Here is a 25,856-nt window from a genome sequence, read left to right on the forward strand (position 1 = left end):
AAATTGGTAATGTTTAAGGAGCCAATGATGAAAGTTAACCTTATTCCTGTTGTGATTACCGTACTTTGGTCGTTGCTGGTAAGTGCGACACTTTCAACACCAACATCAACGGCAAGTGAATATCAGCGCAACCAAGCCGTCCCTGTGCAACAAGTGCTGTTTGGTAAAGTGCTTTCGAGTCGGCGCATTACCGAACGTGAAATTCGCGAAGACCAAGCCAACGGCTGGCAAGTTTTCGGTGGTGCCTTGATCGGTGGTGCCATTGGCTATCAATTTGGTGATGGCTCAGGGCAGGCAATAGCCACAATTTTAGGATCTGTGTTGGGTGCTGCGGCGGCGGATAGCAATCATTCGCGCCAGCAAGAACGCGTGCTACATTTGGTTGAGCTTAATATTCGCATCGACGATGGTAGTGAATACATGGTGATCCAGGATTTTGATCGCCGCATGGTGTTTAGCGCTGGTGATGCGATAAGAATGATCTACTTGGCCAACGGCAGCGTGAGAATTGATAAGCAGTTATAGTCGTAATTTTGTGAGTTGGACAAAACCTACAAGGATTTAGCCTAAAGCTTGGACTTTTATTGTAATAACAAGTGGTGAATTAAAAGTGGAGAATAAAAAACCAGACTAAGTGTTTAGTCTGGTTTTTTGTTTTACGCGTTATTATTGCAGGGATGCAAAATACGGTTTTCTAGCGAGATTAGAATACCGTGATTAAGGCCGTGCGCACTAAGCTCGTATCTTTATTGGTTAGCTCGTTGTCTTGAGCACTAAATTCTACTTTAAATGCAGCAGATTCGTGGAAGTCCCAACGAGCACCTATGGTGTAGTAAGTGTTGTCTTGTTTACGGAAGTTTAAAAATTCGCGTGTCAGACTAACTTGCGAAGCTAAAGGCTCAACAGCATTAATTGGTAAGCGGTTGATAACGGGGTTCACTTCGTTTTCAACCATGCCATACGTGGCGTGTACCAAAACGTCGTCAAAACGATAGCCAATGGTTGCATACATAGCTTCTTCGTTATCGATAGTCATGGTTTCGTAGTTTTGACGTGAGTATTCAGCGATAACTAACCAGTTGTTGTAGTCAATTTGAATGCCTACCTCAGCGAAGTCCATCGTATCGTCTTGAACGGTAATTTGATCGGCAACAAATTCGAATCCTGGGGTGGCAAGCCATGCATTGCCTAAACCGTCTGCACGAGAGTTAGGCACAGTTACTTTCGCAGATAAAAATGCCGTATGTAAGGTTAACCAATCGCGAGTTAAGCTCAGGTTGGCACCGTACATATTGTTAAAGTCAACATCAATGTTGTCACCAGCAATATTCATTTCTGTTGTTTCAGCGCCACCAATGACTTGGATACTTGACTCAAATTCCCCTAATGAGAAGTCGTGGCTGACACTAACACCGTCAAATCTTGAGAATTCCGTAGCATAAAGGCCTTCTGGTACGGTGATCCAAGGCATCGCATAAGATACATCTAAGTACTCAGAGTACATAAACAGTGGTGCACGTTGACGACCCACCATCACTGTTGTTTGCTCATTCAAGCGGTAGCTTAAATAGGCCCACTCAAAGTCCGTTTCCCAGTCACTCTCACCACGGGCAATAATTTGAGCCGTCATGCTAAGGCCATCGCCTAAATCGGCAGATGTTTGAAGGGCGAATAATGAGTCTTGTTTGAAGTCAGTGTTATCGTCATAACCCCATTGTGTATCACCACTTGATGCTTTGCCTGCAACAATATTGGCAAAACCGTTAAAGGTTAGCTCTGCATGCGCTGAAGATAGAGGAAGAGTTGCTGCTAAAGCAAGTGTAACAAGAGACTTTTTCATGATATTCCTTTGAATTTAATTTATCGACTCACTAGCTATTTAAATGGCTGTTTTTGGGAATTGAGCGATAAAATTGGCTAATAAAATTACGACGTATTGCCGGCGGTTAGCTGACAAAAATTTGTTCACGTTTTGTGTCGCTTGCTGTTGATAATTTTGTTTTCAATATTTTTTATTTTCTATGTGGTTAAGCGATGTCGCCATTACTTATATCGTTAACTTCGCGGAGCTTCTTTTTGAACTAGAGCTATCGCCTATTGATTGATTTCGCTAGCACATGGTTATTTTTGATAAGTTTTTTTAGAATTTTTTAAGCACTTTTACTGAGCCATCAACACTGCCAGCATCAACATAACCAATAGCATTCGGTGTGGACGCGACAAAGCTGATAATGTCAGCATCAGAGGCAAGCTCTTTAAGCGGTTTGCCTTTGCCAGTAAATAGGCGTTTAGACCAGTAAGCTTTGACTTGCGCTGACGATTTTTTCAAGACTAGCTTTTCAAACTCACTGCGTGCTTGGTTGCCAGATTTACTATTCACGGCGTTAATGGTTTGGCCATCAGTAAAGGTTTTTAATTTACCAAGGAAGGCACGAGAAATATCGCTATCCGACAAGCTATTGCCATTGGCTGAATTGACGATAACGGCTACTTGGGCAGAAGCAGCGGTACTCACAGTTAACAAAAGTGATAACGATAGGGTTTTTAATAACTTCATAATACTTCCTTAAAACACAGTGACTAAAGCAGGGCGAATCAAATGACCATTGGTTAGTGGCATTGTTCACTTTGTTTTTGTCTTGACCGCAAATTAAATGTGCATGCAGGTTGTCGAAACGGTACCACTGATAACATACATAAACTTTTTATAAGCTAGCTATTGCTATTTATTTGTCTGCAATAACAAATTCACCAATAAAGCGGGTCACCAATTGCAAAACTAAATGGGTTAGAGAAACCAAAGGTTAATTGTGTTCCCCTGACTTTATCGGGGGTGAATTATACTGAAAACGTTTTCTAAAAATAGGGCTGAAACGTTCAGTTTTTTATTTAAAGCTAATAAAATCAAAGGCTTGTTAAATTTTTGTTAATCATTTGAGAGGGGCTTGTAAAGGCAGTGTTTCACATCTGTAAATGATTATTGTTAACATCGCTAGAGTGGCAATTGTTATTGCATCATGTAGAAAAGCTTTAATCTTTAAAGCAAGAGTTTAAATAGGCTAAGGGGGGCTTTTGGCGATGCTGAACTCGTCAATCAAGTCACAGCAGTCGGTGTTATTGTAAGTGAATATGCAATGCCTGGTATTGTTACTGGCTGTATAGGGAACAGGGCATAAACCAATCGTAGTTTATGCCCTTAGACTTATATTGTTGCTGTTTGATTATCCCGCGCTGAGGTTACTTAAACGTTTTAAGAACTTTGACTGAGCCGTTAACCGAACTTGCATCAACATAACCGATGGCATTCGGTGTTGAGGCAACCAGCGACAGCACTTGCGCATCAGCGTCTAACTCTTGAAGCGGTTTGCCTTTACCTGTGAATAAACGCTTAGACCAGTATGCTTTGACTTGTGCTGGCGACTTCTTTAAGACTTTCTTTTCAAACTCCACGCGTGAGTTACTATTCGCTTTACCGTTAACGGCTTTAATGGTTTGGCCATCAGCAAAGTTTTTTAGCTTGCCTAAAAATGCGCGCGCGATATCACTATCTGACATCCCATTTGCGTTCGTTGGGTTCACAATGACGGCAACATCGGCAAAAGTAGTCGTGCTTACAGCGAGCAGCGCCGCGATAGAAAGCGATTTGATAAATTTCATCATCGAATTAACGTCCTATTTAAAATACAGTGACAAGGGCAGTGCGCACTAAGCTGGTATCTTGGTTTAATAACTCGTTGTCAAAACGCGTGAATTCAACTTTCAGAGCTGCTGAGTCGTGAAAATCCCAGCGTGTACCTAGTGTATAGGATGAAGAGTCTTCGCGCTGCGCGGCAAGTACTTGATCCGTTAAGCCAACCAATTGATCAAGTTCAGGAGTAACCCCTAAAGGTATGCCGTTGGTAGCCGTTGCTGGTGTTTCTTCATCTTTGCCGTAAGTTAGGTGCACAAGTACATCATCAAAGCGATAGCCAATCGTCGCGAACATTGATTCTTCATCACCTAGCGGCGTACCTTCGTAGGTGTTATCAACGTACTCAGCAATGAATAGCCAATTGTTGTAGTCAATTTGAACACCAAATTCTAAGAATTCACCTGTATCGTCATCTAAGGTCAGATCAGCAACAACTTGCTCAAAACCGGCGTTTGTCCATAAGTTGCGCAGTGGATCTAAGACAGGCAGTGAGAACGACAGATTAGCGGTAAAATATCCACCACGTAAGGTCAACCAGTCGTTGTTAAACGTTAAGGCAGCACCGTAAATATTGTCGATTTGGGTATCTGTCACTTCAACACCACTCACTAATAAATCTTCTGAGTTAGATCCGTAAATAGCGTGAATGCTCGAATCAAATTCGCCTACTGTAAACGAATGAATCGCACTAATACCGTCAAAACGCGTGATTTCAAAATCATAAACACCGTTAGGTGGAGAAATCCATGGATACGCGTATGACACGTCTAAGTAATCAGACACCATGTAGATAGGTGTACGTTGGCGACCTGCAAGAATGCGGGTATTGTCATTGATGCTGTAGGCTAAGTAAGCCCACTCAAAATCAGCTTCCCAGTTATCTTCACCACGGGCAATAATTTGAGCCGTCGCGGACAGGCCTTCACCAAGGTCTGAGCTTGCTTGCAGCGCGAATAATGAACCTTGTTTAAAATCAACGTCATCGTCATAGCCCCATAGCGTGTCACCACTTGATGCTTGACCAGCGACAATATTGGCAAAACCATTAAAACTAACTTCCGCTTGCGCCGCATTGGCAGATAAAAGGGTGCATAGCACACTGCTTAAAAGTGCTTTTTTCATGAGTACCTTTTTGTTATTAAGAGTTGTATTGAATTTGTAAATCGAGTGTTCGAATGTTTCGTTTAACTTGAAGTTAAACGTGTGATTATTAAAGAATGGACTTTAGCAGCCTAAAAGAGCTGTAATTTAAAGAAAAACTTTCAAAAAAAAATCGCCCCTTGCACTCTATGTGCAGGGGGCGATCATCAAATAATATGATTTATAATGCAAGCTAAAGTGTAAACAAATTGTTATATATCATTAATATTTGTTATTAAAATTTAATCAGCAGTAGTAACAATGCTAACCTACAGAAGTTTCAATCTGATCTAACGATTACACCTTAAATTGTTTAGTGACGCCCTCTAGCTCGCCAGCTAAATCGGCAAGTTTATCACTTACTTGAGCGACATCGTTCGATACTTGTGTGGCTTCGTCCGCACAGCTTTGAATATCTTCAACATGACTGATCATCAGGCTAGACACTTGATGTTGTTGCTCGGTTGCGGTTGCGATTGCGCCGTTCATATCATTAATAATATTCACTTTGTCGTTTATCGCGATTAGGCTTTCGCCTGCTTGATGTGCAGAATCAACACTGGTATGTACACTTGCACAAGAGCTTTCCATTTTAACCACCGCTTCACCAGCAGCGGATTGCAATTGTGCTAGCATTTGGTTGATTTCTTCCGTCGATTCTTGCGTACGTGATGCTAAGCTGCGAACCTCGTCAGCGACTACCGCGAAACCTCGACCTTGTTCGCCAGCGCGAGCAGCCTCAATTGCCGCGTTAAGTGCAAGTAGGTTGGTTTGCTCGGCTATCCCCTTAATTACATCCAGTACGACGTTGACACGTTCAGCGTCTTGTTGTAATTGATTGATAGTGACAGCTGAGCCTTCAATATCTGTGGCCAGCGTTTGAATTTGCTTAACGGTTAATTCAACCACCTTGCGACCATTTTCTGCTTCGTCACTTGCTAAACGCGCAGCTTCGGCAGCGTCGGCGGCATTGTGACTAATGCTAGCGATGCTCTGGCTCATCTCTTCTACCGATTGACGAGACTGAATAACACTCTCTGTTTGGCGAGAAAACGCCTGTAATGACTGGTCTGATAAACCTTGAATTTGGCTAGACGTTTGCGCGACAGGTGTTGCCGTATCCACCACGTCTTTAATGACGGTTTGTAGTTTCTCGATAAAGCTATTAAACCAAAATACTAAATCACCAATTTCGTCTTTACTGCTGGTGGATAAACGTACGGTTAGGTCGCCGTTTTCCTTGGCAATATCCTGCATTGATTCAATGATGCTGTGTAAGTTGCGGTAAATCGCATTAGCAATAGGGACAGCGACGAGGAAGAGGGCAAAAATCGTAATGGCACCGACAATTAAACCCAAGGTACTTGTCGTGCTAGCGCTGTTAGCTGCACTATCAAAAGCATTGCTAAAGCTGTCGTAGCGTTCGCTTTGAAATTTCTCTAATTTAGCGTGAACGGTATCAAGTTGTGCGGTCATTTGCTTTGATACTTCGCCAATCTTTTCAAAATCAGCGCTACCATCAACCAACTGGCTTGAGAGCTTGTGACCAGTGGTGAAATAAGCATTAAAGTCATCAAGAATATCGCTTAGTTGCTGTGCAGATTGCGGGGCAATGCTTTTCCCGTCATTGATACCTGCTCTGAATTCGTCAGCAAGGCTAGCAGCTGTATCAAGTAGTTCTTCTTCACCTAAAGTCACCGCGTTACCCAGATTTTCTGTGATCTTATCTAATTTTACTAGGCTGCGATCCGCACCTTGGAGCAGTTGATAATCAACTTTGTAGGCTTGTTCCAATTGATCAACAGTACTATTCATCGACAATATGCTGATCGCTAAATACAGGCAAAACCCAATCATACCCACTAATGGGATAAGTAAGACTTTTGTTCTTATAGAAATTGATTTAATTGAAATCATATTTTTTGTACGGCCTTGCTATTGTGTTTAATTTTGAAGAAGTTAGTTGAAGTTAAATAATAATCAAATAATTAGAGTAATTACGTAACAAAGTGTAGTTAGGCGAACTATTGATGAAATAAAGTGCCAAGTGCAGGTTTAGCGTAAGTGCTTATCCTTATACCAATTGAAATAACTACTTAATCATTCAGCGAGAATTAAAAGGCTTAGAGGCAAGGCATTGATTGCGGAGAATGGTTATTCCCTTGTCAAAATCAATAACGCAGCATATAAGCCTTTTAAACTCGCCCCTTGGGAGCGTGTCAGCGTCGCGATAACTGCGCCAAATTGATGAGATGTAGAATAACTATATCAACAAAAATTTGGCTTGTTCTCCCACCGCTGACAGCGCTCTGAATTGATCAATTAATTAATTCAATTGGTATTATTACTTAATCTGCAGCCATTATCGAGAGCGATATGACATTACTGGTAAATGGTCGGTACATTGGCACGTGATGATTAACATCGTTTTTCAGTGCGGCAACGCTAAACAAGTTGTATTGTTTAAAAAGGAATCAACAAGCTAGAGCGGTTGGAAATTTGAGGTTGCAGAGGGGAGCTTTTTATAACGAGCTTAAAGCTGAGTAGATGAGAAAATGCTGGCTCCTTATGCTTAACTGCGAATAAGCGTTTTATTGTCGCATTTACCCGATTGCAAATTGTTGAGGCTGTATTGAAGGATGTAAACACCGTTATGAATAGTCAGTTACATCGACAATACAGCCAAAATTAGCCGGAGTGTTAACCGACCTTAGAACACCGTTACCAGTGCTGTGCGCACTAAGTTAGTGTCATCGCTTGTTAAGTCATTTTCTAAACGGCTGTACTCAATTTTCAATGCTGCTGACTCGTGGAAGTCCCAACGTGCACCTAAGCTGTAGGTTTTTGAATCTTCAGTACGTGCATTAAATACACGAGCCGTCGCAGTAGATAGCTGGTCAAGTTGCGCGTTAATACCGTAAGGTAATTCGTTAACCGTTGGGTTGGCATCATTTTTATCTCGACCGTAAGTTGCGTGCACCAGCACATCGTCAAAACGGTAACCGAAAGTCACGTATAAAGACTCTTCGGTGTCAGATGCTGACTCATCAAAGTCGGTGTGGGTGTATTCACTAATAACAAGCCAGTTGTTGTAGTCAATTTGTAAGCCAGCTTCAAAGAACTGCGCTTGGTCTTCTTCAAGCATTAATTCAGTGCCAACGTACTCAAAGCCTGGTACTTGGTTCCACGCTTCAACAATTGCAGTGCCAATTGGTGTTGGCATTGAAATGTCAGTTGCAAGATAGGCGGCACGCAATGTTAACCAATCGCGGTTAAACGTCGCATTAAAGCCGTGAATATTATCAAAAGTTGAGTAAATGTCGCTGTCTAATACGTGTACATCACGGCTTTCTGAGCCGTAAATCGCTTGTACGTTCGTGTCGAATTCGCCTAGGCTGAATGAGTGGCTAATGCTAGCGCCATCAAAAGAAGTAAACTGCAAGCTATAAACGCCCTCTGGTGGTGTAATCCAAGGGTAGGCGTAAGAGACATCAAGGTAGCCAGAGTAAATATATAAGTTGGCACGTTGACGACCAAGAATTACTCGGGTTTCCTCACTGATATCATACGCTAAATAAGCCCATTCAAAATCCGTTTCCCAGTCATCTTCACCGCGAGAAATTAACTGAACGGTAGCACTTAGACCTTCACCCAAGTCAGCTGTTGCTTGTAAGCCAAATAACGAATCTCGTTTGAAATCAACATCGTCATCGTAGCCCCATTGTTCGTCACCACTTGACGCTTTACCTGCGACGACATTGGCAAAACCGTTGAAGTTTAATTCTGCGTGAGCGGAAAGTGGAAGTGCTGCTGCTAGAGCGAGCGTAACAAGCGTCTTTTTCATGTACTACCTTACTACTTATCTTGTTGTTGTGTTGAAAATGCAAACTGATGTTCGAGCTTTAGTCGATGACGTGTCTCAAAAACAGACATACATCTGCGCAATGAACTGATGACTTGTTACGTTTTATAATCTTTATGAATGAACTAGATCAGAATATGCTATGCGCTCAAAGCGGCAAGAATTCTAATTGAATTAAGCGCAGGGGATGTAACAAGATGTAACTATAAGGTTACGGTTTGGTGAAATGACAATAATAGAGGGAGACATTTGTTTAAGGCCCAGCGCATAACGTCAAGTATTATTAAGACTTCAAGTTAAGGCCAATACCGATAGTGTTAATAAAAATGCCGGTCAATCAGCGTTTAGCGCTAACTAACCAGCATTTGCCATAGACATTACTTCCAAGTTTCATTTTGCTAAGAGTTTAGCAAATGCCTTAGAAAGTGAACTTTACCCCAGCCTTGTAAATACGACCTAGTGCACTGTATGTACTTGGGAACGTGTTACCTGAGTTAAAGGTCGTTGAACCTGCTTCACCGCCGACAACGGGTGGATCTTCATCCGTTACGTTATCCACACCTAAGGTTAACTTGATGTGCTCATTTATGTGGTAGCTGGCAAATAGGTCAATGTAGTCGTAAGCATCAATTGATCTAAAGGCTTCAAATGAACCTGCCGCTTGTGCTGGTTCCATATCGATACCACTTAGGTGACGCCACAACATTGACACTGTAAAGTCTTCCAAATCCCAAGTAATACGCTGATTCCAGGTTGTTTCAGGCGTTGGCGAACAGTTGTTGCCGTAAGCACCCAAACAATCAATCACAGGTAGTACTTCTGAAGATTGGCGTTCATTCGCGATATAATGGTTAATATCGGTGTTAAAACGTAATTCACCCCAATCTTCAAGACCGATAGCGAAGTTAATACCTACTTCCACACCTTCTGCTAAGCGATAGCTCAAGTTTGTGGTAAAGGTTTGAATACCAGAACCAGCAATGGTCAAATCACCACCAATACGAACAATTTTGGCACATTCGCTGGCGATACCAAATTGGTAACAAGCATCTAAGGTTTGTTGGGCCGTAAATTCACCAATACTGTTATCGACTTCAATGTCGTAGTAGTCAACAGAAACTTCCAGATCCCAAAGTTCTTCATTGGTGTAAACAAAACCAGCAGTAAACGTTTCAGCTTCTTCCGCATCTGGCAGTTGGCTTGGGTTAGTACCTTGGAAGGCATTAACTTGACCAGAAATAACATCTTGTACACGACCGACTTGTGCATCAGTCATACCGGTTGAAATACAAAGCTGACGCAATGTACTGTCAATGTTGGCGGCATTGGCTACTGAACAAGGATCGATTAGCGCATTGTCTAACCCCGTTACCGACGGCGAAGCAATTTCACCAACGTTTGGCGCACGTGTTGCTTCTTGTTGCATAACGCGTACTAGCAGGCTATCAACCGGGCGCCAGCTAAAACCTAACTTCCACGTTTCATTGTTACCTACTGAGTCATAATCAGCGCTACGGAATGCAAATTCCATATCCAGCGACTCAGCAAAGCTTTCACCTTCAACAATAGGTAATACACCTTCGATGAAGAATTCTTCAACTTTAAAGCCACCTTTGATAGGCAAGACATTACCACCCGCGCCACCTAAACAGCTAGTCGGTGCTTCTTTTAAACATTCGTCGGGAATAGTCTCACCGGTTTCACGGCGATGCTCATAACCAAAGCTAAGTGATAATGGCGCACCAGCCCAAGGTAGCTCAATGGCATCAACTGGGCCGCTTACATTGGCGTTAAAGACTTCTTGTGAGTATTCTTGCTTCGTTAATGCAGTAGCAGATGAATAGGCTGCCATTTCAGGGGTAATGGTGCCAAAACCACCGAACAAATCAATTGGTACACAAGTTGAGTCGCCATTATTACAAGTGACGCCATCTGTGCTGTCTAATGCGTTTTGAATATTGCTGACATTGGTGTAACCCGCACTAATGTTGGTTCGGTTTGATTCACCGTATTGGAAAGACACGTCGTATTCCCAATCTTCGTAAAGCACACCTTCAACACCTGCCACTAACTGGAACAACTGAGTTTCAAAGTTAGTTGTACGCGGCCCAAGCTCTAATGTGCGACGACGAAGCTGTACTAAAAGATAATCGTCATTATCAACCACACCATTATTGTTGATATCTTGCCAATTGGTCACGCCACCGCCATTAAGCAAGCCGTCTAAGCGCGCTTGATTGGCGTTATCTATGATCCACGAGCGAGCCTGATCGCCAATAAATGGGTTCGCGATAGGCAGGTTAAAGGTTGAACCAAAAGTGCCCGAAGGAGCAACTTGCTGTCTAACCTGTGTGTTGGTAAACGTTGCTGAGGTATAAACGGTGTGCTCTTCAGCAACATCGTAATGTGCGATAGCTGTTGCACCGTAGCGCTCTTGCGGTGTTTGGTAGAAGTTAAACGGGTTGAAGTTAAAACGACTACAATCGTCAGCTAACGTGCGATCTTCTCTAAATTGGCCGGAAACACCTGCACCAACAATGGCAAAGCGGGTCGGAATTGATGTTGTTGAGCCACCACCACTTTCAAAGGTAGTGACATTCGGGCCACCACAGTTATCAAGCGGCGGAATCGGGCCTTGACCATCTAAAAATGCTTGGTAACCACCGCCTGATGCGGTCGCAATACCGAGTAAACCGAGTGGACGGTCGCCTAAAAACGTTGGTTTTCTATCTGTCCAGTTCATTGACAGTGCCACATTACCGCGGCCATCGCTTAATGAAGAACCAAGAGTCAAGGCAATGCTGTCAGTATCACCATCGCCATCGCCAGTTTCAGAGTGGTTGATTAACAGTTCAACCCCTTCAAAATTGTTCTTCATCACGAAGTTAACAGCACCAGCAATTGCATCTGAACCGTAAACGGCTGACGCACCACCGGTGACAACATCAACACTTTCAATCAGTGAAACCGGCACCGATGCGGTATCAACAATCCCGTTGAAATTGAATGGGATCATTCGGCGGCCATTCATTAATACTAAGGTACGCTCTGTACCCAAGGCCCTAAGGTTAACGGTTGCCGCACCTGCGGTACCATTGTTTACACTGCCGCCATCGCCGGGAATTGTCGCAGGTAAATTACGCAATACTTCTTCTATTTGTGGCGTTTGTATCATCTCAATTTCTTGAGCGCCAACCGATACGATTGGACTCGCAGAAACCGCACCTGGTCGCCTGATCCGGCTACCAGTTACGGCAATTCGTTCGATCTCATCTTCAGCATTTTGTTCAGCTTGTTGGGCAAAAGTAGTTTGCGGAAGGAGGAGAGCGCTTGAGGTTGCACCAAACATCAGCGCAAAGCGAACTGACTTCGCTACGCTTGTTTTTGTAAACATAATATTCTCCCTGATTTTTTTATAATCTTTGTCTAGACGTAGCCTTGGCAGCACCGCTTACGAAGCCAATAGTACGAATTAACAGAGTCAAATTACTCCTGTCGATAAGCCGCGACATTAAGGAATACATCAGTGGCCTAAATGATGTGATTATTGGCATCAAAGTCGAGTTAAACGGTTAGTGCACTGCACCAAAGCTGTGAAAATTACTTTTTTGTTAGTAGTAACTTGATGATTTTTAATGTAGTTTTAAAACCCTAAAGGGTATTAAGAGCGACAAGGTTATGGAGCGTTGGCGCAAATTCGTCGCCAAAGTCGTGTCAAGGCAAGCAGAAAGTTGAAAAATGCTCAAGCGTATTTTAAGCCTATGTTATTGAACCTAACTTTTAGGGATGACCATTAGGCCTGACTTTGCGCCTGAGCTTTTGTGACTAGGCTTTTGTGCCTGTGCTTTTACGCATCAGATAAGGACTGATTGGCCTGACGAGTTTTTGTCACCGAGCCATCGTTGTTGAATCCGGCTCAGTGAATCTCGGTGCTTAAATTCAAAAAAGTTGATTAGGCAAATCGGTTAAGGAAATCCTTCACATTACATATTATGTTTAAAACCTTTATCGACAATTTACCATCGAAATATTTTTGGCTTGCCAACGCGCTGTTTTGGCTGTTGCTCAATTCGATGGCTGCAACCAATAGCTACCGCATGAGTTTGCACTTTAATCGACCGGTTGAGTGGCTTGATGTTTGGCTAGAGTACTTGCCGTGGTGGGGCAATTGGGCCTTGCTGGCGCCGTTAATTATTGCCAGCACACAAATGATCAGCTTTGACGCTGAGCGCCTAACCAGCTTTGTTGGTAAAACCTGCGCGGTGATGTTGCTGTTTTTCTGTCTGTATTGGGGGCTTACCATTGTCGAAGTTGCTCTGATCAACAATGGCTACCTTAATCAAGCGGTATTGGCTGAATCGTTCGCCCAGTTGTTACTAAGCCCACTGCACATGGACTTATTAGTATACTTAGCTGTGCTGTGCTCCGGCTATTCGTACACGTATTACAAGCATTCGCGTATTCAAGCGCGCCGCAATCAAGAGCTTAGTGAGCAATTACTGCAAGTTGAATTGCAATCATTGAAATCGCAGCTCAACCCCCATTTCTTGTTCAATACCCTTAACACCATTGCCAGCCTGATTCGTTTAAATGACCAAAACCACGCGATTAAAGCGCTGAGTGAGCTCAGTTTTATGTTGCGTAAGGTGTTGGAAAATCAGCGACACCAACTGATATCACTTGAGCAAGAAGTCGAATTTATTCAAAGTTACTTAACCATACAGCAAATGCGTTTTGCCCATAAGCTGCAAACATCTGTTGAAGTAGACGAGCGATGCTTGCCGTTAGACGTGCCATTTATGTTACTGCAACCTTTGGTCGAAAATGCGGTGCAGCATGGATCACAGCTGGAAAGCGACAAGAATGAACTAAAATTATCTGTGTATTGTCAAGACGACTATTTACACGTAAAGCTGATTAATAAGATTCCCGAAAAAGACGAACATAAAGGCTTCGGCATCGGCCTGAGTAATTGTCGAAAACGCTTGGAAAAGCTCTTCCATTTGGATTTTCAGTTAACCCTGACACCGATGACAAATGGTTATTTTGAAACTTATCTTTGTATGCCGATTGGAGTATTGGATGCTTAATATATTAGTTGCTGACGACGAGCCGTTAGCGCGCGAAACCATTAAATTACTGCTGGCGACACAAACGGATGTCGGTAATGTTTACGAGGCGCAAGACGGTAATCAAGTGCTCGATGTCTTTAGTGAACATCACCCAGACATCGTATTTTTGGACATACAAATGCCGGGTAAGACTGGTATTGAACTTGCTGAGCAGCTGCCTGATGATACCGTTATTATTTTTGCGACCGCTTACGATCAATTTGCCATTACCGCATTTGAACTTAATGCGATAGGTTATTTACTCAAGCCGTTTGACGATGACAAGTTCTATGCTGCCCTTGATCGCGCGCGTCAGCAAGTTGCGACTAAATCTCCCACTAATTTCAAAAAGGTCGGCCAGCTTATTCAGCACATGGTGGATGAACAAGATCGCGCTTATAAAACCCGTTTAGTGGTTAAAGACCCCGGCAGAATTAGGTTGGTGGATGTTGATCAAATTAACTATATTTCCGGCGCAGGCAATTACGCCGAGGTGCATTTGTTTGACGACAAACCTGTGCTGCATCGCGAAACGTTAACGAGTTTAGAAAAACAGCTCGATCCGAATGTCTTTGTACGCATTCATCGCTCGACTATCGTCAGGCGCTCTAGTGTCATTGAGCTAAGGCCAAATGAAAATGGCGATTATAGTGTGATATTAAAATCAGGTGAGCTGTTAACACTGTCAAGAAGGAACAAAGGCAAGCTAGAAGCTTTGATTGGCGAACAATAGCTCGGTATTAACCACTAACGAACAGCGGTGTGACGGCGCTTGAAATTGCTCGTGCGAAACTATGCTTATAAAAGGCTTAGAAAAAACTCAGAAAACCTTCGCGTAAAAAAAGGGGGCAAAATCTCGCCCCCTGCAAAGTCATCATTGTGTTTAAAATTGACAGATCGTAAACACAAAACTACATGCCTCAATGTCATCGAAAATATGTATCCAGAGAGTAGTTGAATTTCATATTAACTTTAACGATATCAGTATGACAAAGCGGCTTGGCACCCGACAATGACGCTGGGATAAAGTGATTGATATTTGGGACAAGTGGCACCAACGGTTGGAAAACAGGTTGTTACTGATTTTATATTACATTGATTTTGATAATTTTATTGATATTACAACCACTTGCCAAACTATCGCACGGCTGGTTGCCATGATGTCATCTGGTGTTATCACTGAACACTTCGACCCGAAAATTTATCACGTACGCTTTGCCATATAACCATGGTAATCCGGAATTTTACGCTCAAACGCTTGCTCAAATAGCCTTGATGTGATCAGTAAATCAGCGCTCGCCATGTTACAAGCAACAGGAATATTCCACACCGCTGCGAGGCGCAATAGCGCTTTTACGTCAGGATCGTGTGGCTGGGCTTCGAGCGGATCCCAGAAAAAAATCAACACATCAATTTTCTGCTCAGTGATAAGGGCGCCAATTTGCTGGTCGCCACCGAGAGGGCCACTGATCAGGGGGGTTATATTCAAACCCGTTTGCTTGGCAATAAGTGCGCCCGTGGTGCCAGTGGCAAAAAGCTGGTGGTTATTCAGTGTCTCTAAATAGGTATGGCACCAGTCAATCAAACTGGCTTTCATATTATCGTGAGCAACCAAAGCGATGGATTTTTGTGCTTTTGTTTGAATACTTTTGTAGTCCATTTTGTGCAACCGCCTTTACTGTGTTTCATCATCTCAAGTCACTATATCGCTTTTTCGTCAGACGCGGTGCAAGAAATACTTGATAAAATATTTCACGATCGGTTTTAGCGCTTTGGCCTTGTTTTCGCTCTCGGTTTCAATATGGTTGATGTTATTGCTGAGGCCATTTTTTAGGTGACTGTTGAAACACCTCAAGATGAGAAATTTCCAGTGTTTAAAAATCCTTGATAAGGTAAAATTACCGCTTTCGTGCACAATAATAATCATCGCTATTCATGAACATCCTGCATACATCCGACTGGCATTTGGGTCAGCATTTCTATGGCAAAAGCCGCGCTGACGAGCACCAACAATTTCTCGACTGGCTGCTAGAGCAAGTCACACAACACAATGTAGATGCCATAGTTTTAGCGGGTGATATTTTTGATACCGGCACGCCGCCAAGTTATGCGCGCGAGCTTTATTTTAATTTTATCAACCAGTTACATCAGCTAGGTTGCCAGTTGATTGCCTTGGCAGGCAACCACGACTCAGTCGCCATGCTCGGTGAATCAAAGCAGTTGTTAGCAGGGTTAAACACGCAAGTGATAACAACTGCTGCAACTAATATTGAAGATCAGTTGGTCGAGATAAAAAATAACAACGGTGAAGCGATAGGTATTGTGTGTGGCATTCCATTTCTCAGACCCCGTGATTTGGTGACTAGCCAAGCAGGGCAGAGTGCCAGTGATAAACAGCGACAATTACAAACCGCGATTACCGAGCATTATCAGGCGCTTTACGAAGCTGCTGCTCAATATCAATTGCCAGTGATTATGACCGGGCATTTAACCACAGTGGGAAGCAAAAGCTCTGATTCGGTGCGTGAAATTTATATTGGTACATTAGAAGCCTTTCCTGCGGGCGCTTTTCCTGCCGCCGACTACATCGCGCTGGGGCATATTCATCGACCACAAAAAGTCGCGGATAGCGAGGTTATTCGTTATTGCGGCTCACCAATTCCATTGAGTTTTGACGAAGCCGCTCATGACAAAACCGTTAATTTAGTGAGTATTAGTAGAGGTGAAAGCAGTGCCAATGCCAACGTTGACGTCACTCCTATCACCATACCGCGCTTTCAACCTATGGCAATGCTCAAAACCAGTGTTGACGAGCTGGCGTCAGAGTTAGAGGCGCTCGCCGCTCAGCATAAAGGCGAACGACCACTTTGGTTAGACATTGAGATCAGTGCACAAGGGTATTTGGCAGATCTCTCCGCTCGTGTTCAAGAGTTAACCCGCGATCTCCCTATTGAGGTGTTACTCATTCGTCGCAGCAAACAAGCGCGGCAACAGGCAATGAGCAGCCAGCGCACGGTAACACTCGAAGAGCTCTCGGTTGACGATGTGTTTACTGCGCGTCTTGAGCAAGAAGTTTGGCAAAGTGAAGCGCAAGTGCAACAAAGAACACGGCTCACCAGCTTGTTTAAGCAAGTGCACCAACAAGTACTTGAGCAAAGTGACAAAGCAGATCAAGCCAACCACGCAAGCAAGGCCAGCGGGGAGGGCGCGAAATAATGAGAATTTTGTCACTGCGCTTTGAGAACTTAAACTCGCTTAAAGGTCACTGGTTTATTGACTTTAGCGAAGAGCCATTTGCTGGCAATGGCTTATTTGCCATTACTGGACCGACAGGGGCGGGTAAAACCACCATTTTAGATGCGATTTGTTTAGCCCTTTATCATCAAACGCCACGCTTGAATATCTCTGATAAGAACAACCAGCTGATGACGCGTCACACGGCGAGCTGTTTAGCGGAAGTTGAATTTGAGGTCAAAGGTCAAGGCTACCGTGCGTTTTGGAGTCAGCGCCGGGCAAAAAATTCGCCTGATGGTAAATTGCAGCCGGCAAAAGCAGAGTTAGCGACGTTAGGCGGTGACATTCTCGCCGAAAAACTGCAAGCGGTCAGGCAACAAGTCGCCCAACTGACGGGCTTAGATTTTGGCCGCTTTACCAAGTCGATGATGTTGTCACAAGGGCAGTTTGCGGCGTTTTTAAATGCATCAGCTAATGATCGCGCTGAGCTCTTAGAAGAGCTAACTGGCAGTGACATTTACGGCGATATTTCTAAAGCTGTGTTCCAAGAAGCGAAAGCCAGTGAGCAAAGTCTGGCATTACTCAAAGCCAAACTTGACGGTGTTGAGCTACTCAGCGATGAACAAGTGCAAGCGCTGCAAGCCAAGCAGCAAACGTTAGTTGAGCAAGAGAGCGGCCATGCTAAGCAAGTGGAAACGCTTCAAAAAGATATTCAAATAGCAACACAGCGTGCGACATTACTTGACAAGCAGCAAGCATTATCTGCTAATCAAGCCGCGCTGGCAGAGCGGCAACAAACTCACCAAAACGAACTTGATGCGCTCGATAATGCAAAACCAGCAATTGCTATTCAGGAAAAATATGCGGCCAAGCAGCAAATTCAGCAGCAGTCCGAAAGCCTTGAGCAGCAACTAGCCGCGACCACAGCGCAGTTAACAGCCGCTGATCAGGAGCTGAGTGAACAAACCACGGCACTTAATCAGTGGCAGGCGCAAGCTGGCCAACAGCAAGCAGACCTAAAGGCGCGCAACACCAAGTTAAACGAGCAAATTCTGCCAGCGCGACAAAGTTTGCAGCACAGCCAAACACTATTCGGTGAAAAACAAGCCATCGCCGAGCACAAACAAGCGAGCCTGAATAATATCGCGAACGCCATTGCTAACCAGCAATCTGAATTAGCAGGCCAGCAGCAGGCTTATCAAACGATTGTCGATTACTTGGCAAACAATCAATACGTGCAAGCGCTGCCAAGTTATGTGGGCAAATGGCAGAGTGATTTTAGCCACTGGCAAGCGCTTAATAACGACAAGCTAGCAGCAGAGCAAGCCATCAAAGTACTAGCAGCACAGCAAGCAAGTTCGCAAACCGAACAGCAACACTGTGAGCAGGCTTTAGCTGAACACGCCATCACCAAACAAGCGTTAGAAAAAGCACAGCTGGAAATTCAGCAGCAGCGAGCACGCCAGCTACAAGTAATTCAAATCGCTGGCGGCTGCCTTGCTAGTGAAGCTGACTTGCAAACACACCTGCTGCAATTACAGCAACATCAACAAGGGCTAAATGAACTTGGCCTAATCGCCCAACAATTTGCGCAAACACATCAGCAACTGTTGGAAAAACAACAGGCACAAACAGAGCTAAAGCAAACGTTAAAACACCAGGAAACCTTGTTGGGTGAAAAGCGAGCGGAGTTTAAACAAGCCAAGCACACGCTGAATTTGCTCGAAAAAGTGGTCAGTCAGCAGCAAACCATTAAGCAACTTGCCGACTATCGCGCCGAGTTACAACCCGGCAATGCTTGCCCACTGTGCGGCGCCACTGAGCATCCGGCTATTGCCGAGTATCAGGCGCTCACTGTGTCAAGTGAAGAAGCGCAGTTAGCCACGCAAAAACCTTTGGTTGAGCAATTAACCAAACAGGGGATAGAGCTGAATGAACAGTGTAATCACCAACAAAGTTTGCTGACCGAAATTGAGCACCAGCTGGTGGCGTTTGAGCAACAAATAGCATCGTTGAATCAACAGTGGCAAGGCGCTTGCCAACCACTAACTATCAATGCCCAAGAGATCTGGCCAATTGCCCAAATAGATGCTGAGCAGGCGAATATTCAGCAGCAGATCTCACAAGTAATGCAATGTCAAACCGCGCTGATGGAAATGACAGAGCAGGAGAGCGCTCAGCAAAAGCAATTGGCAGACGTTGAGCAGCACATTGCCCAGCTAACGCAGCAACAAGCCGTGGCTAATGAGCAAGCAGCGCATCAACAGGCTGAACATGAAAAATTACTCAAGCAGTTAGCAAGTGCGAGCAAGCAAGCACAAGCATTGTGGCAACAAATCACAGCGCAAGCGGCAGAGCTGCAACTTAGCGCGCCTGAGGTTGCGCAGTTTGCCAATTGGTTAGTCCAGCTAGAGCAGCAAATTAACGAGTATCAGCAACAAGCAAAAGCGAGTGAGCAAGCACAAGCAGATATTCAATCACTGGAAAAGTCGTTGATCAGTGCGCAGCAACAGCAACTCGCTGAAAACCAACAATTAACTGAGCTTAGCCAAGAAACTACTGCGTTAGCGCAGCAAGTTTCGCAGCTGCAAGCGCAGTTAATCACGCTGCTTGGTGATAACACGGTAGAGCAAGAACAGCACAGTATTGCCCGTGCCGAGGCAGAACTCACAGCGCGCCAACAAACTGTAGAAAGTGCCTACAACCAAGCTGCCAACGCACAGCAACATGTGCAAGGGCAGCACCAATTGCTCATCCAACAGCAACAGGATGTGCAAACGCAGTTCACTCAAGCGATTGAACAATGGCAGAGTGCTTTGGCCGATAGTGAATTTTCCGATGAAGCGGCCTTTATCGCCGCCAATATGCCTGCGGAGGATTTTGCGCGAATCAGTGCGTTAGCCGATGATTTCAAAGCGCAAGCACAGCAGCAGGCAGCCCTTGCCAAGGAATATCAAACGCAGCTGGCGGCTTTACCTACGCTGAGCGACAGCAACATATCGCTGGCTGAGCTGCAAGCAGGATTGGCTTCCCAAGAAAGTGCTTTAAAAGCGATGCAAATCGAGCTTGCGCAACTGGCTTTTGAGCTGACACAAGATGCCAAGCGCCGACAAGAGCAGACATCGTTAATGGCAGATATTGAACGCCAACAACTGGCGCTCAATGATATTAGCCACCTTAATGGCTTAATTGGCTCAGCAGATGGCGCCAAGTTTAGGCGGTTTGCGCAAAGCTTAACGCTGGAATATTTAGTGCATTTAGCCAATAAACAGCTAATGCGATTACATGGTCGTTATCAATTATCCCGCCAAGCAAACGAATCACTTGCGCTGGAAGTGGTTGATACCTGGCAGGCGGATTTAACGCGCGATACGAAAACCCTGTCGGGCGGTGAAAGCTTTCTTGTCTCGCTTGCACTAGCGTTGGCGTTATCGGACTTGGTCAGTGCCAAAACACAAATAGACTCGCTGTTTTTAGATGAAGGCTTTGGCACACTGGATAACGATACGCTTGAGGTGGCGCTTGACGCGCTTGATAACCTTAATGCCGCAGGCAAAATGATTGGTGTTATCAGCCATATTGATACGCTAAAAGAGCGTATTGCGACACAAATTAAAGTGGAAAAAATAAGTGGTTTAGGGGTGAGTAAACTTGCACCTGAATTTGCTTATTTGCCGCAATAGCATCGCCGCAATCGCAGTACCGGCAGGTGACTAATAGTCATGATAACCCTTGGTTATTGGTTGCCTGACAGCCTAAGCACTACTATAAATGCTCACTAATATGAATACGCACTAGCACAAACATTCCCCCACAAGAGACAGTTGTTAAATGGAAACTTGGATCGCATTCACTTTACTCGCTGCGTTTATGCAAGCCGTGCGCACGGCAGGACAAAAACAACTGTCGGCGCAGTTATCCTCAATAGCAACGGCAGGTGTGCGTTATATTTTTGCCTTGCCATTCGCGTGGCTCTATTTGTGGTGGGCGCTTGAGTACTATCAAGTGGCAATGCCTGAACTTAACGATGAATTCCTGCAATACGCGATAATTGCCAGCTTCGCTCAGCTGATAGGTACCGCTTGCCTAGTGGTTGCGTTTCAATATCGCAACTTTGCCGTAGCCACCAGTTTAGCTAAAACCGAAGCGATTCAAGTCGCCGTGATTGGCGCTTTGTTATTTGCTGCGCCTTTGTCAGGTTACGGGTGGCTGTCAGTAATTTTAGGTGTGGTCGGCGTGATTTTGCTGTCAAAAGTGAAATTTAGTGTCAAAGATGTGCTCATGAACCCCGGTGCGGGCTATGGATTGGCCTCTGGCCTTGGCTTGGCGATAACCACCTTGCTGATTCGCGAATCCAATCTGGCACTTGGCAGTCATCCAATGGTCAGCGCGGCGGTGACCCTCGTCTTTTTAATCAGCGCGCAATCTTTGCTGTCGGCGCTGTATTTGTTGGCTCGCGATGCGGGACAATTTCGCAACATGATCCGCCATTGGCGGTTAGCGTTATTCGTTGGCATAACCAGCTTGTTAGGCTCAATTGGCTGGTTCACTGCGGTTAGCTATCAAACGGCGGCCTATGTTAAAGCACTTGGGCAGGTAGAGTTTTTTATTACCCTGATTCTGACGTATCGCATCTTTAAAGAGAAAACCACGCTCGTTGAAATTATTGGCATGCTACTGATTATTATCAGTGTGGTAGTGCTCTTGTTGTTGGCTTAGTTTTATCGCTCAGTTTCATAGCCTAGTTTTTTAGCTTAGTGCTGTAACAGCGCTTAAATCACGTATCTTGCAGTAGCGTTGGGATAAAGCACTCCTGCCAGAGCGAATAATCTGCTACACTCGCGTCGCATTTTTCACACGAATCAAATACGACAAACACTATGCAAATTACCAAAGACAAAGTAGTGCAGTTTCACTACACAATGAAAGACGAATCAGGCGAAACAGTTGAAAGCTCCACTGGCGGCGATCCAATGGCTTACCTTCACGGCCATAACAACATGATTGTGGGTGTTGAAAACGCACTGGCAGACAAGTCGGCAGGCGATAGCTTCTCAGTAACCGTTGCCCCTGAAGACGCCTACGGTGAGCGCCAAGAAGATGCTGTACAGCGCATTCCAACAAAACACCTACAAGGTGCAAAAGTGTGGAAACCGGGCATGGTAGCGGTTGTTCACACTGAGCAAGGCCAGCGCCAAGTCACGGTATTAAAAGTAGGGCGCTTTATGGTCACTTGTGATCTTAACCCGCCGCTAGCGGGCAAAACACTAACGTTCGATTTAGAAGTGGTGGATGTCCGCGATGCGTCTGACGAAGAAATCGAACACGGCCATGCGCACGGCGTAGGTGGTCATCAGCACTAATCACTGGGTGTTAAGCACAAGGCGTTGAACTCGATGTTAGGTTTTGCTTTGCCTCATGTAAGCACTTAGCGTCAGTAAAAACCGAGTCAACTATGCCAAGTCAAAAATGCCAAGCTAGACCAAGTCAAGAATACCAAGCCAGCCAATACTGATCCTATTGGCTGGCTTTTTTGGTATTTGTTTTTTGGGCTTGCGGTTTAGCTAGCGATGTTTGTACTGGGTTGGGCAATATCCTCGGCTGACCTCTGCTGGCCTCAGTTTCAGGTGCTTAGTTGACCGCCCCGACACCCTTGCTCGCCAAAGATCAAAACTTTTGCGTTTAAGGGAGCGGCGCATCAGCTTGATAACCGCCGCTTCTTGCAAACCAAATTGTACGTTAATGGCTTCAAAAGGTGTTCGGTCCTCCCATGCCATTTCAATAATTCTTGATGTGTCATCATCTGATAAATTCACGAGCATCTTCTCTAAGTCGACTTTACTAAATTTTACTAAACGCATTAGCAACTACGTAACGCATAGCGAACGGGTGCACAAAAGATTATGCAAGTGGTGAATGACTATTCATTTGATAGGCTAATACTTGATTTTTATAGGAAAAAATAACCACGCATTAGCTAGTGGTATAGTCTTTGAAGATCTTAGTTGATATAGTCATGAGCTAGCGCATGGACGCTAATTAGGGGAGTGAGCAGTGACAGAACAAGCGAAACAACAACCAAAACAACACCCAATCATTAAAACAAATTACTTACCGCGCTGTTATGCAACGGTGTTTTTGTTGAGTATTTGCGGCTTAAAACTCGGCGAGAGTCTGTTGGAGTTGCAATATTTGTGGTTGTTTATATTGGGGGTATGTTACCCACATGTGACCTATTTTTTGGCCAAGCATAGTCAAAATGGCAAGCGCCAAGAGCACATTAATATTCATGTTGATGCATTTATATCGGGCATTCTGGTGAGCATCCAACCGGATTACTATATGCTGTCCACCATGGGCATTATTTTGTGTGTTAATGCACTATATATCGGCGCATTTAGAATGTTGGTAACCTGTATTTTCGTTTATGCCATCGCATTGGCGTTAGGTATGGGCTATTTATGGCCATTTGCTGGCTTTGTCGAAGCCAGTTGGGCGGTTCAAATTATGATCAGTATTTTTATCCTGATTTATTTTTGTACCTTTGCCATCTTAAGTTACTACTTAACGCGACGCATGATCGCACTCAATAAAGAGGTGCAAAGTTTATCGATTATTGATGGCTTAACTAAGGCCTATAACCGCCACTACCTCGATGCTAACCTGACGAAAGAGATACATCGCAGCCAACGATTAAACTACCCATTAACCGTCATTTTTGCTGATTTAGATCATTTCAAGCAAATTAATGACACCTATGGCCATCAAATTGGTGACAAAGTGTTGATCGAGTTTGTCAATATTGCCGCCACTAGCGTTCGAGAAGATGTTGACTGGATTGCGCGATTTGGGGGGGAAGAGTTTGTTATCGTACTCCCTAATGCTGACTCTGATTATGGTGCCAGCATTGCAGAGCGTATTCGTCAGGATATTGATCAACACCTTTTTGAGTTCGACGGACAGGCTTTATCCGTTTCGTCCAGCTTTGGTGTGGTTTCAATAGCAAGTGAAGGCAATAATGCATCGATGGAAAATATTATTGCCTGCGCAGACTCTGGCTTGTATAAGGCTAAAGCGAATGGCCGCAATTGTGTTGAAGTGGTCGACTTCTATTCGACCGCTGAGCAACCGAGTTAGAGAGTAAATAGTTAGAAAATAAATAGTTAGGAAATAAATAGTTAGCAAGTAAACGACTTAGTGCATTAAGCTAAGAGCGCTGCTCTGCCAGCGCCCAATCGCCCCTGCGGCGAGTGTCAACCGCGTGAGTGGCAAACTGCCGGAAATTTAAGATTAACGGCAATGGTGGCCATGAAATTTAATGCTAAGGTATATAGCAATAATAACAAGGCAGGGTATAACGTCTGCCAATCTTAAATAGGAACTTATCTATGGGCATTTTTTCAAAACGCCATCTGCTACGTCGTTACTTTACAAGCCAAGGTTTAACAGGGGCAGCATTGGCTTTAGCGACGGCCATTTCAACCCCCGCCTTTGCCGATACTAAAGTGATTCACGCTGGTGAGCTACTGGCCGTGCCCGGCGAAAAACCCCTAAAAAAATACAGCTTAGTGATCACGGATGGCAAAATTTCCGCACTGAAAAAAGGCTTTGTTAACACCCGCACATACGGCGAAGACGCGCAGTTAATTGACTTATCTTCGTCGTTTGTGATGCCGGGACTAATGGATATGCATGTTCACTTGCACGGCGAGCTTGGCCCAAACAATCACAAAGAAACGGTGCAAATGTCGGATGCAGATATCGCGATGAAAAGCGTCTATTTTGCCAACAAAACCTTGATGGCCGGATTTACTACGGTTCGAGATTTACTCAATCAGCCAGAGCAAATTCACGCGCTGCGCGATGCCATCAATAAAGGCTGGGTGGATGGCCCTCGCATTATTGCTGGCACAGGGGTATCTGTTACCGGTGGGCATTTAGACGTAGATGGCATGTCACCCGATATACTTGAATTGAAAACCCCAGAAACCCTGTGCGATGGTCCTTACGAGTGCCGTAAAGCCGTTCGCCATGCCATTAAGTACGGTGCAGACGTAATTAAAATCGCCTCGACTGGCGGCGTGCTATCCGACACAAACACAGGTACAGGTCAGCAAATGGCGGATGATGAAATGAAAGCCATTGTCGAGGCCGCGCACGTACTTGGTCGTAAAGTGACGAGTCATGCCCATGCCGCAGAAGGTATTAACGCAGCCTTGCGCGCTGGTGTTGATAGCGTTGAACACGGCAGCTATGCCAACGAAGAAAGTATTAAACTGTTCAAAGAAACGGGCGCGTACTTAGTGCCAACGTTGTTAGCTGGCGATACGGTAGTAACGATGGCCAAAACATCAAACTTTATGTCGCCGCCCATTAAGGAAAAAGCTATTCGCGTTGGCGCCGACATGCTGAAAAACTTTACGCGCGCATACAAAGCCGGTGTAAAAATCGCTTATGGCACCGACAGTGGCGTGTCTAAACACGGCACTAACGCCAAAGAAGCCGTGTTAATGTATCGCGCTGGCATGACCACGCAAGATATTTTGCAAGCAGCAACGGTCAATGCCGCAGATCTTGCTGGCATGAGCAGTAGCTTAGGGACGCTAGAGGCCGGGAAACTCGCTGATATCATCGCACTAGATGCCAGCCCGTTAGCGAATATCGAAGCGTTAATGGATGTTGACTTTGTGATGAAAGGCGGCAAAGTTTACAAACAATAAATATTGGTAAGTAGTAACGCCACACACGTGGCTGCTTTACAATAAAGAAAGGAATACCGCGATAAGCGGCGATAGGAGTTGAAGCCTTGCCTTGCTTG

The 25,856-nt window shown here is 44.6% G+C and carries 18 protein-coding genes; 9 read left to right on the top strand and 9 right to left on the bottom strand.

The window, feature by feature from the left end:
• Positions 1-24 precede the first annotated feature (24 nt).
• On the top strand, positions 25-525 hold the full coding sequence (locus tag DXX93_RS07965; protein ID WP_258872621.1) for a glycine zipper 2TM domain-containing protein: 501 nt from the start codon (positions 25-27) through the stop codon (positions 523-525).
• A 178-nt stretch (positions 526-703) separates the two neighbouring features.
• Here DXX93_RS07965 and DXX93_RS07970 read toward each other — a convergent pair whose 3' ends face one another.
• The 7 genes from DXX93_RS07970 to DXX93_RS08000 form a co-directional block, all read right to left on the bottom strand.
• Positions 704-1,840: a porin gene (locus DXX93_RS07970; RefSeq protein ID WP_116007639.1), complete on the bottom strand. Its 1,137-nt coding sequence runs from the start codon at positions 1,838-1,840 to the stop codon at positions 704-706.
• 300 nt (positions 1,841-2,140) lie between these two features.
• Positions 2,141-2,557 carry a phosphate ABC transporter substrate-binding protein gene (locus tag DXX93_RS07975; RefSeq protein WP_116007640.1) on the bottom strand — a complete coding sequence of 139 codons (417 nt, stop codon included), beginning with the start codon at positions 2,555-2,557 and terminating at the stop codon, positions 2,141-2,143.
• Between the two features lie 680 nt (positions 2,558-3,237).
• A complete protein-coding gene (locus DXX93_RS07980; protein ID WP_220347561.1) occupies positions 3,238-3,660 on the bottom strand; it encodes a substrate-binding domain-containing protein in 423 nt (140 codons plus the stop codon).
• A gap of 16 nt (positions 3,661-3,676) precedes the next feature.
• Entirely contained in the window at positions 3,677-4,813 is a 1,137-nt protein-coding gene (locus DXX93_RS07985) for a porin (protein WP_116007641.1), read from the bottom strand.
• 315 nt (positions 4,814-5,128) lie between these two features.
• Complete coding sequence (locus tag DXX93_RS07990; RefSeq protein ID WP_181902172.1) at positions 5,129-6,646, bottom strand: methyl-accepting chemotaxis protein; 1,518 nt, start codon at positions 6,644-6,646, stop codon at positions 5,129-5,131.
• An 895-nt stretch (positions 6,647-7,541) separates the two neighbouring features.
• Positions 7,542-8,675 (bottom strand): porin, encoded by a 1,134-nt coding sequence (locus tag DXX93_RS07995; RefSeq protein WP_116007643.1) that lies wholly within the window; start codon positions 8,673-8,675, stop codon positions 7,542-7,544.
• Positions 8,676-9,111: 436 nt separating this feature from the next.
• Positions 9,112-12,087 carry a TonB-dependent receptor domain-containing protein gene (locus DXX93_RS08000; protein ID WP_116007644.1) on the bottom strand — a complete coding sequence of 992 codons (2,976 nt, stop codon included), beginning with the start codon at positions 12,085-12,087 and terminating at the stop codon, positions 9,112-9,114.
• A 598-nt stretch (positions 12,088-12,685) separates the two neighbouring features.
• On the opposite strand from DXX93_RS08000, the gene DXX93_RS08005 reads away from it, so the two are divergent.
• Both DXX93_RS08005 and DXX93_RS08010 read left to right on the top strand, forming a co-directional pair.
• Positions 12,686-13,783, top strand: coding sequence for a sensor histidine kinase (locus tag DXX93_RS08005; RefSeq protein WP_258872622.1), 1,098 nt, complete (start codon positions 12,686-12,688; stop codon positions 13,781-13,783).
• Positions 13,776-14,537 carry a LytR/AlgR family response regulator transcription factor gene (locus DXX93_RS08010; RefSeq protein WP_116007645.1) on the top strand — a complete coding sequence of 254 codons (762 nt, stop codon included), beginning with the start codon at positions 13,776-13,778 and terminating at the stop codon, positions 14,535-14,537. The genes DXX93_RS08005 and DXX93_RS08010 overlap by 8 nt, the downstream gene beginning before the upstream one ends.
• Before the next feature lie 471 nt (positions 14,538-15,008).
• On the opposite strand, the gene DXX93_RS08015 is transcribed toward DXX93_RS08010, so the two are convergent.
• Positions 15,009-15,464: a methylglyoxal synthase gene (locus tag DXX93_RS08015; RefSeq protein WP_116007646.1), complete on the bottom strand. Its 456-nt coding sequence runs from the start codon at positions 15,462-15,464 to the stop codon at positions 15,009-15,011.
• Between the two features lie 275 nt (positions 15,465-15,739).
• Between DXX93_RS08015 and sbcD the strand changes: the two genes are divergently transcribed.
• From sbcD to DXX93_RS08040, 4 genes are all read left to right on the top strand, one after another.
• Positions 15,740-17,020, top strand: coding sequence for an exonuclease subunit SbcD (sbcD, locus tag DXX93_RS08025; RefSeq protein WP_116007648.1), 1,281 nt, complete (start codon positions 15,740-15,742; stop codon positions 17,018-17,020).
• Positions 17,020-20,721, top strand: a complete 3,702-nt coding sequence (locus tag DXX93_RS08030; RefSeq protein WP_116007649.1) for an AAA family ATPase — start codon at positions 17,020-17,022, stop codon at positions 20,719-20,721. Before sbcD ends, DXX93_RS08030 begins: the two co-directional genes overlap by 1 nt.
• Before the next feature lie 148 nt (positions 20,722-20,869).
• Positions 20,870-21,757, top strand: a complete 888-nt coding sequence (locus DXX93_RS08035; RefSeq protein WP_116007650.1) for a DMT family transporter — start codon at positions 20,870-20,872, stop codon at positions 21,755-21,757.
• A gap of 161 nt (positions 21,758-21,918) precedes the next feature.
• Positions 21,919-22,401 (top strand): FKBP-type peptidyl-prolyl cis-trans isomerase, encoded by a 483-nt coding sequence (locus DXX93_RS08040; RefSeq protein WP_116007651.1) that lies wholly within the window; start codon positions 21,919-21,921, stop codon positions 22,399-22,401.
• 201 nt (positions 22,402-22,602) lie between these two features.
• Here DXX93_RS08040 and DXX93_RS08045 read toward each other — a convergent pair whose 3' ends face one another.
• Entirely contained in the window at positions 22,603-22,860 is a 258-nt protein-coding gene (locus DXX93_RS08045; protein ID WP_116009881.1) for a TIGR03643 family protein, read from the bottom strand.
• Between the two features lie 232 nt (positions 22,861-23,092).
• Here DXX93_RS08045 and DXX93_RS08050 point away from each other — a divergent pair, with 232 nt between their 5' ends.
• Positions 23,093-24,175 (top strand): sensor domain-containing diguanylate cyclase, encoded by a 1,083-nt coding sequence (locus tag DXX93_RS08050; protein WP_116007652.1) that lies wholly within the window; start codon positions 23,093-23,095, stop codon positions 24,173-24,175.
• A gap of 251 nt (positions 24,176-24,426) precedes the next feature.
• Positions 24,427-25,758: a metal-dependent hydrolase family protein gene (locus DXX93_RS08055; RefSeq protein WP_116007653.1), complete on the top strand. Its 1,332-nt coding sequence runs from the start codon at positions 24,427-24,429 to the stop codon at positions 25,756-25,758.
• Positions 25,759-25,856: the final 98 nt, after the last annotated feature.

Source organism: Thalassotalea euphylliae (assembly GCF_003390335.1).
Lineage (GTDB): Bacteria > Pseudomonadota > Gammaproteobacteria > Enterobacterales > Alteromonadaceae > Thalassotalea_F > Thalassotalea_F euphylliae_B.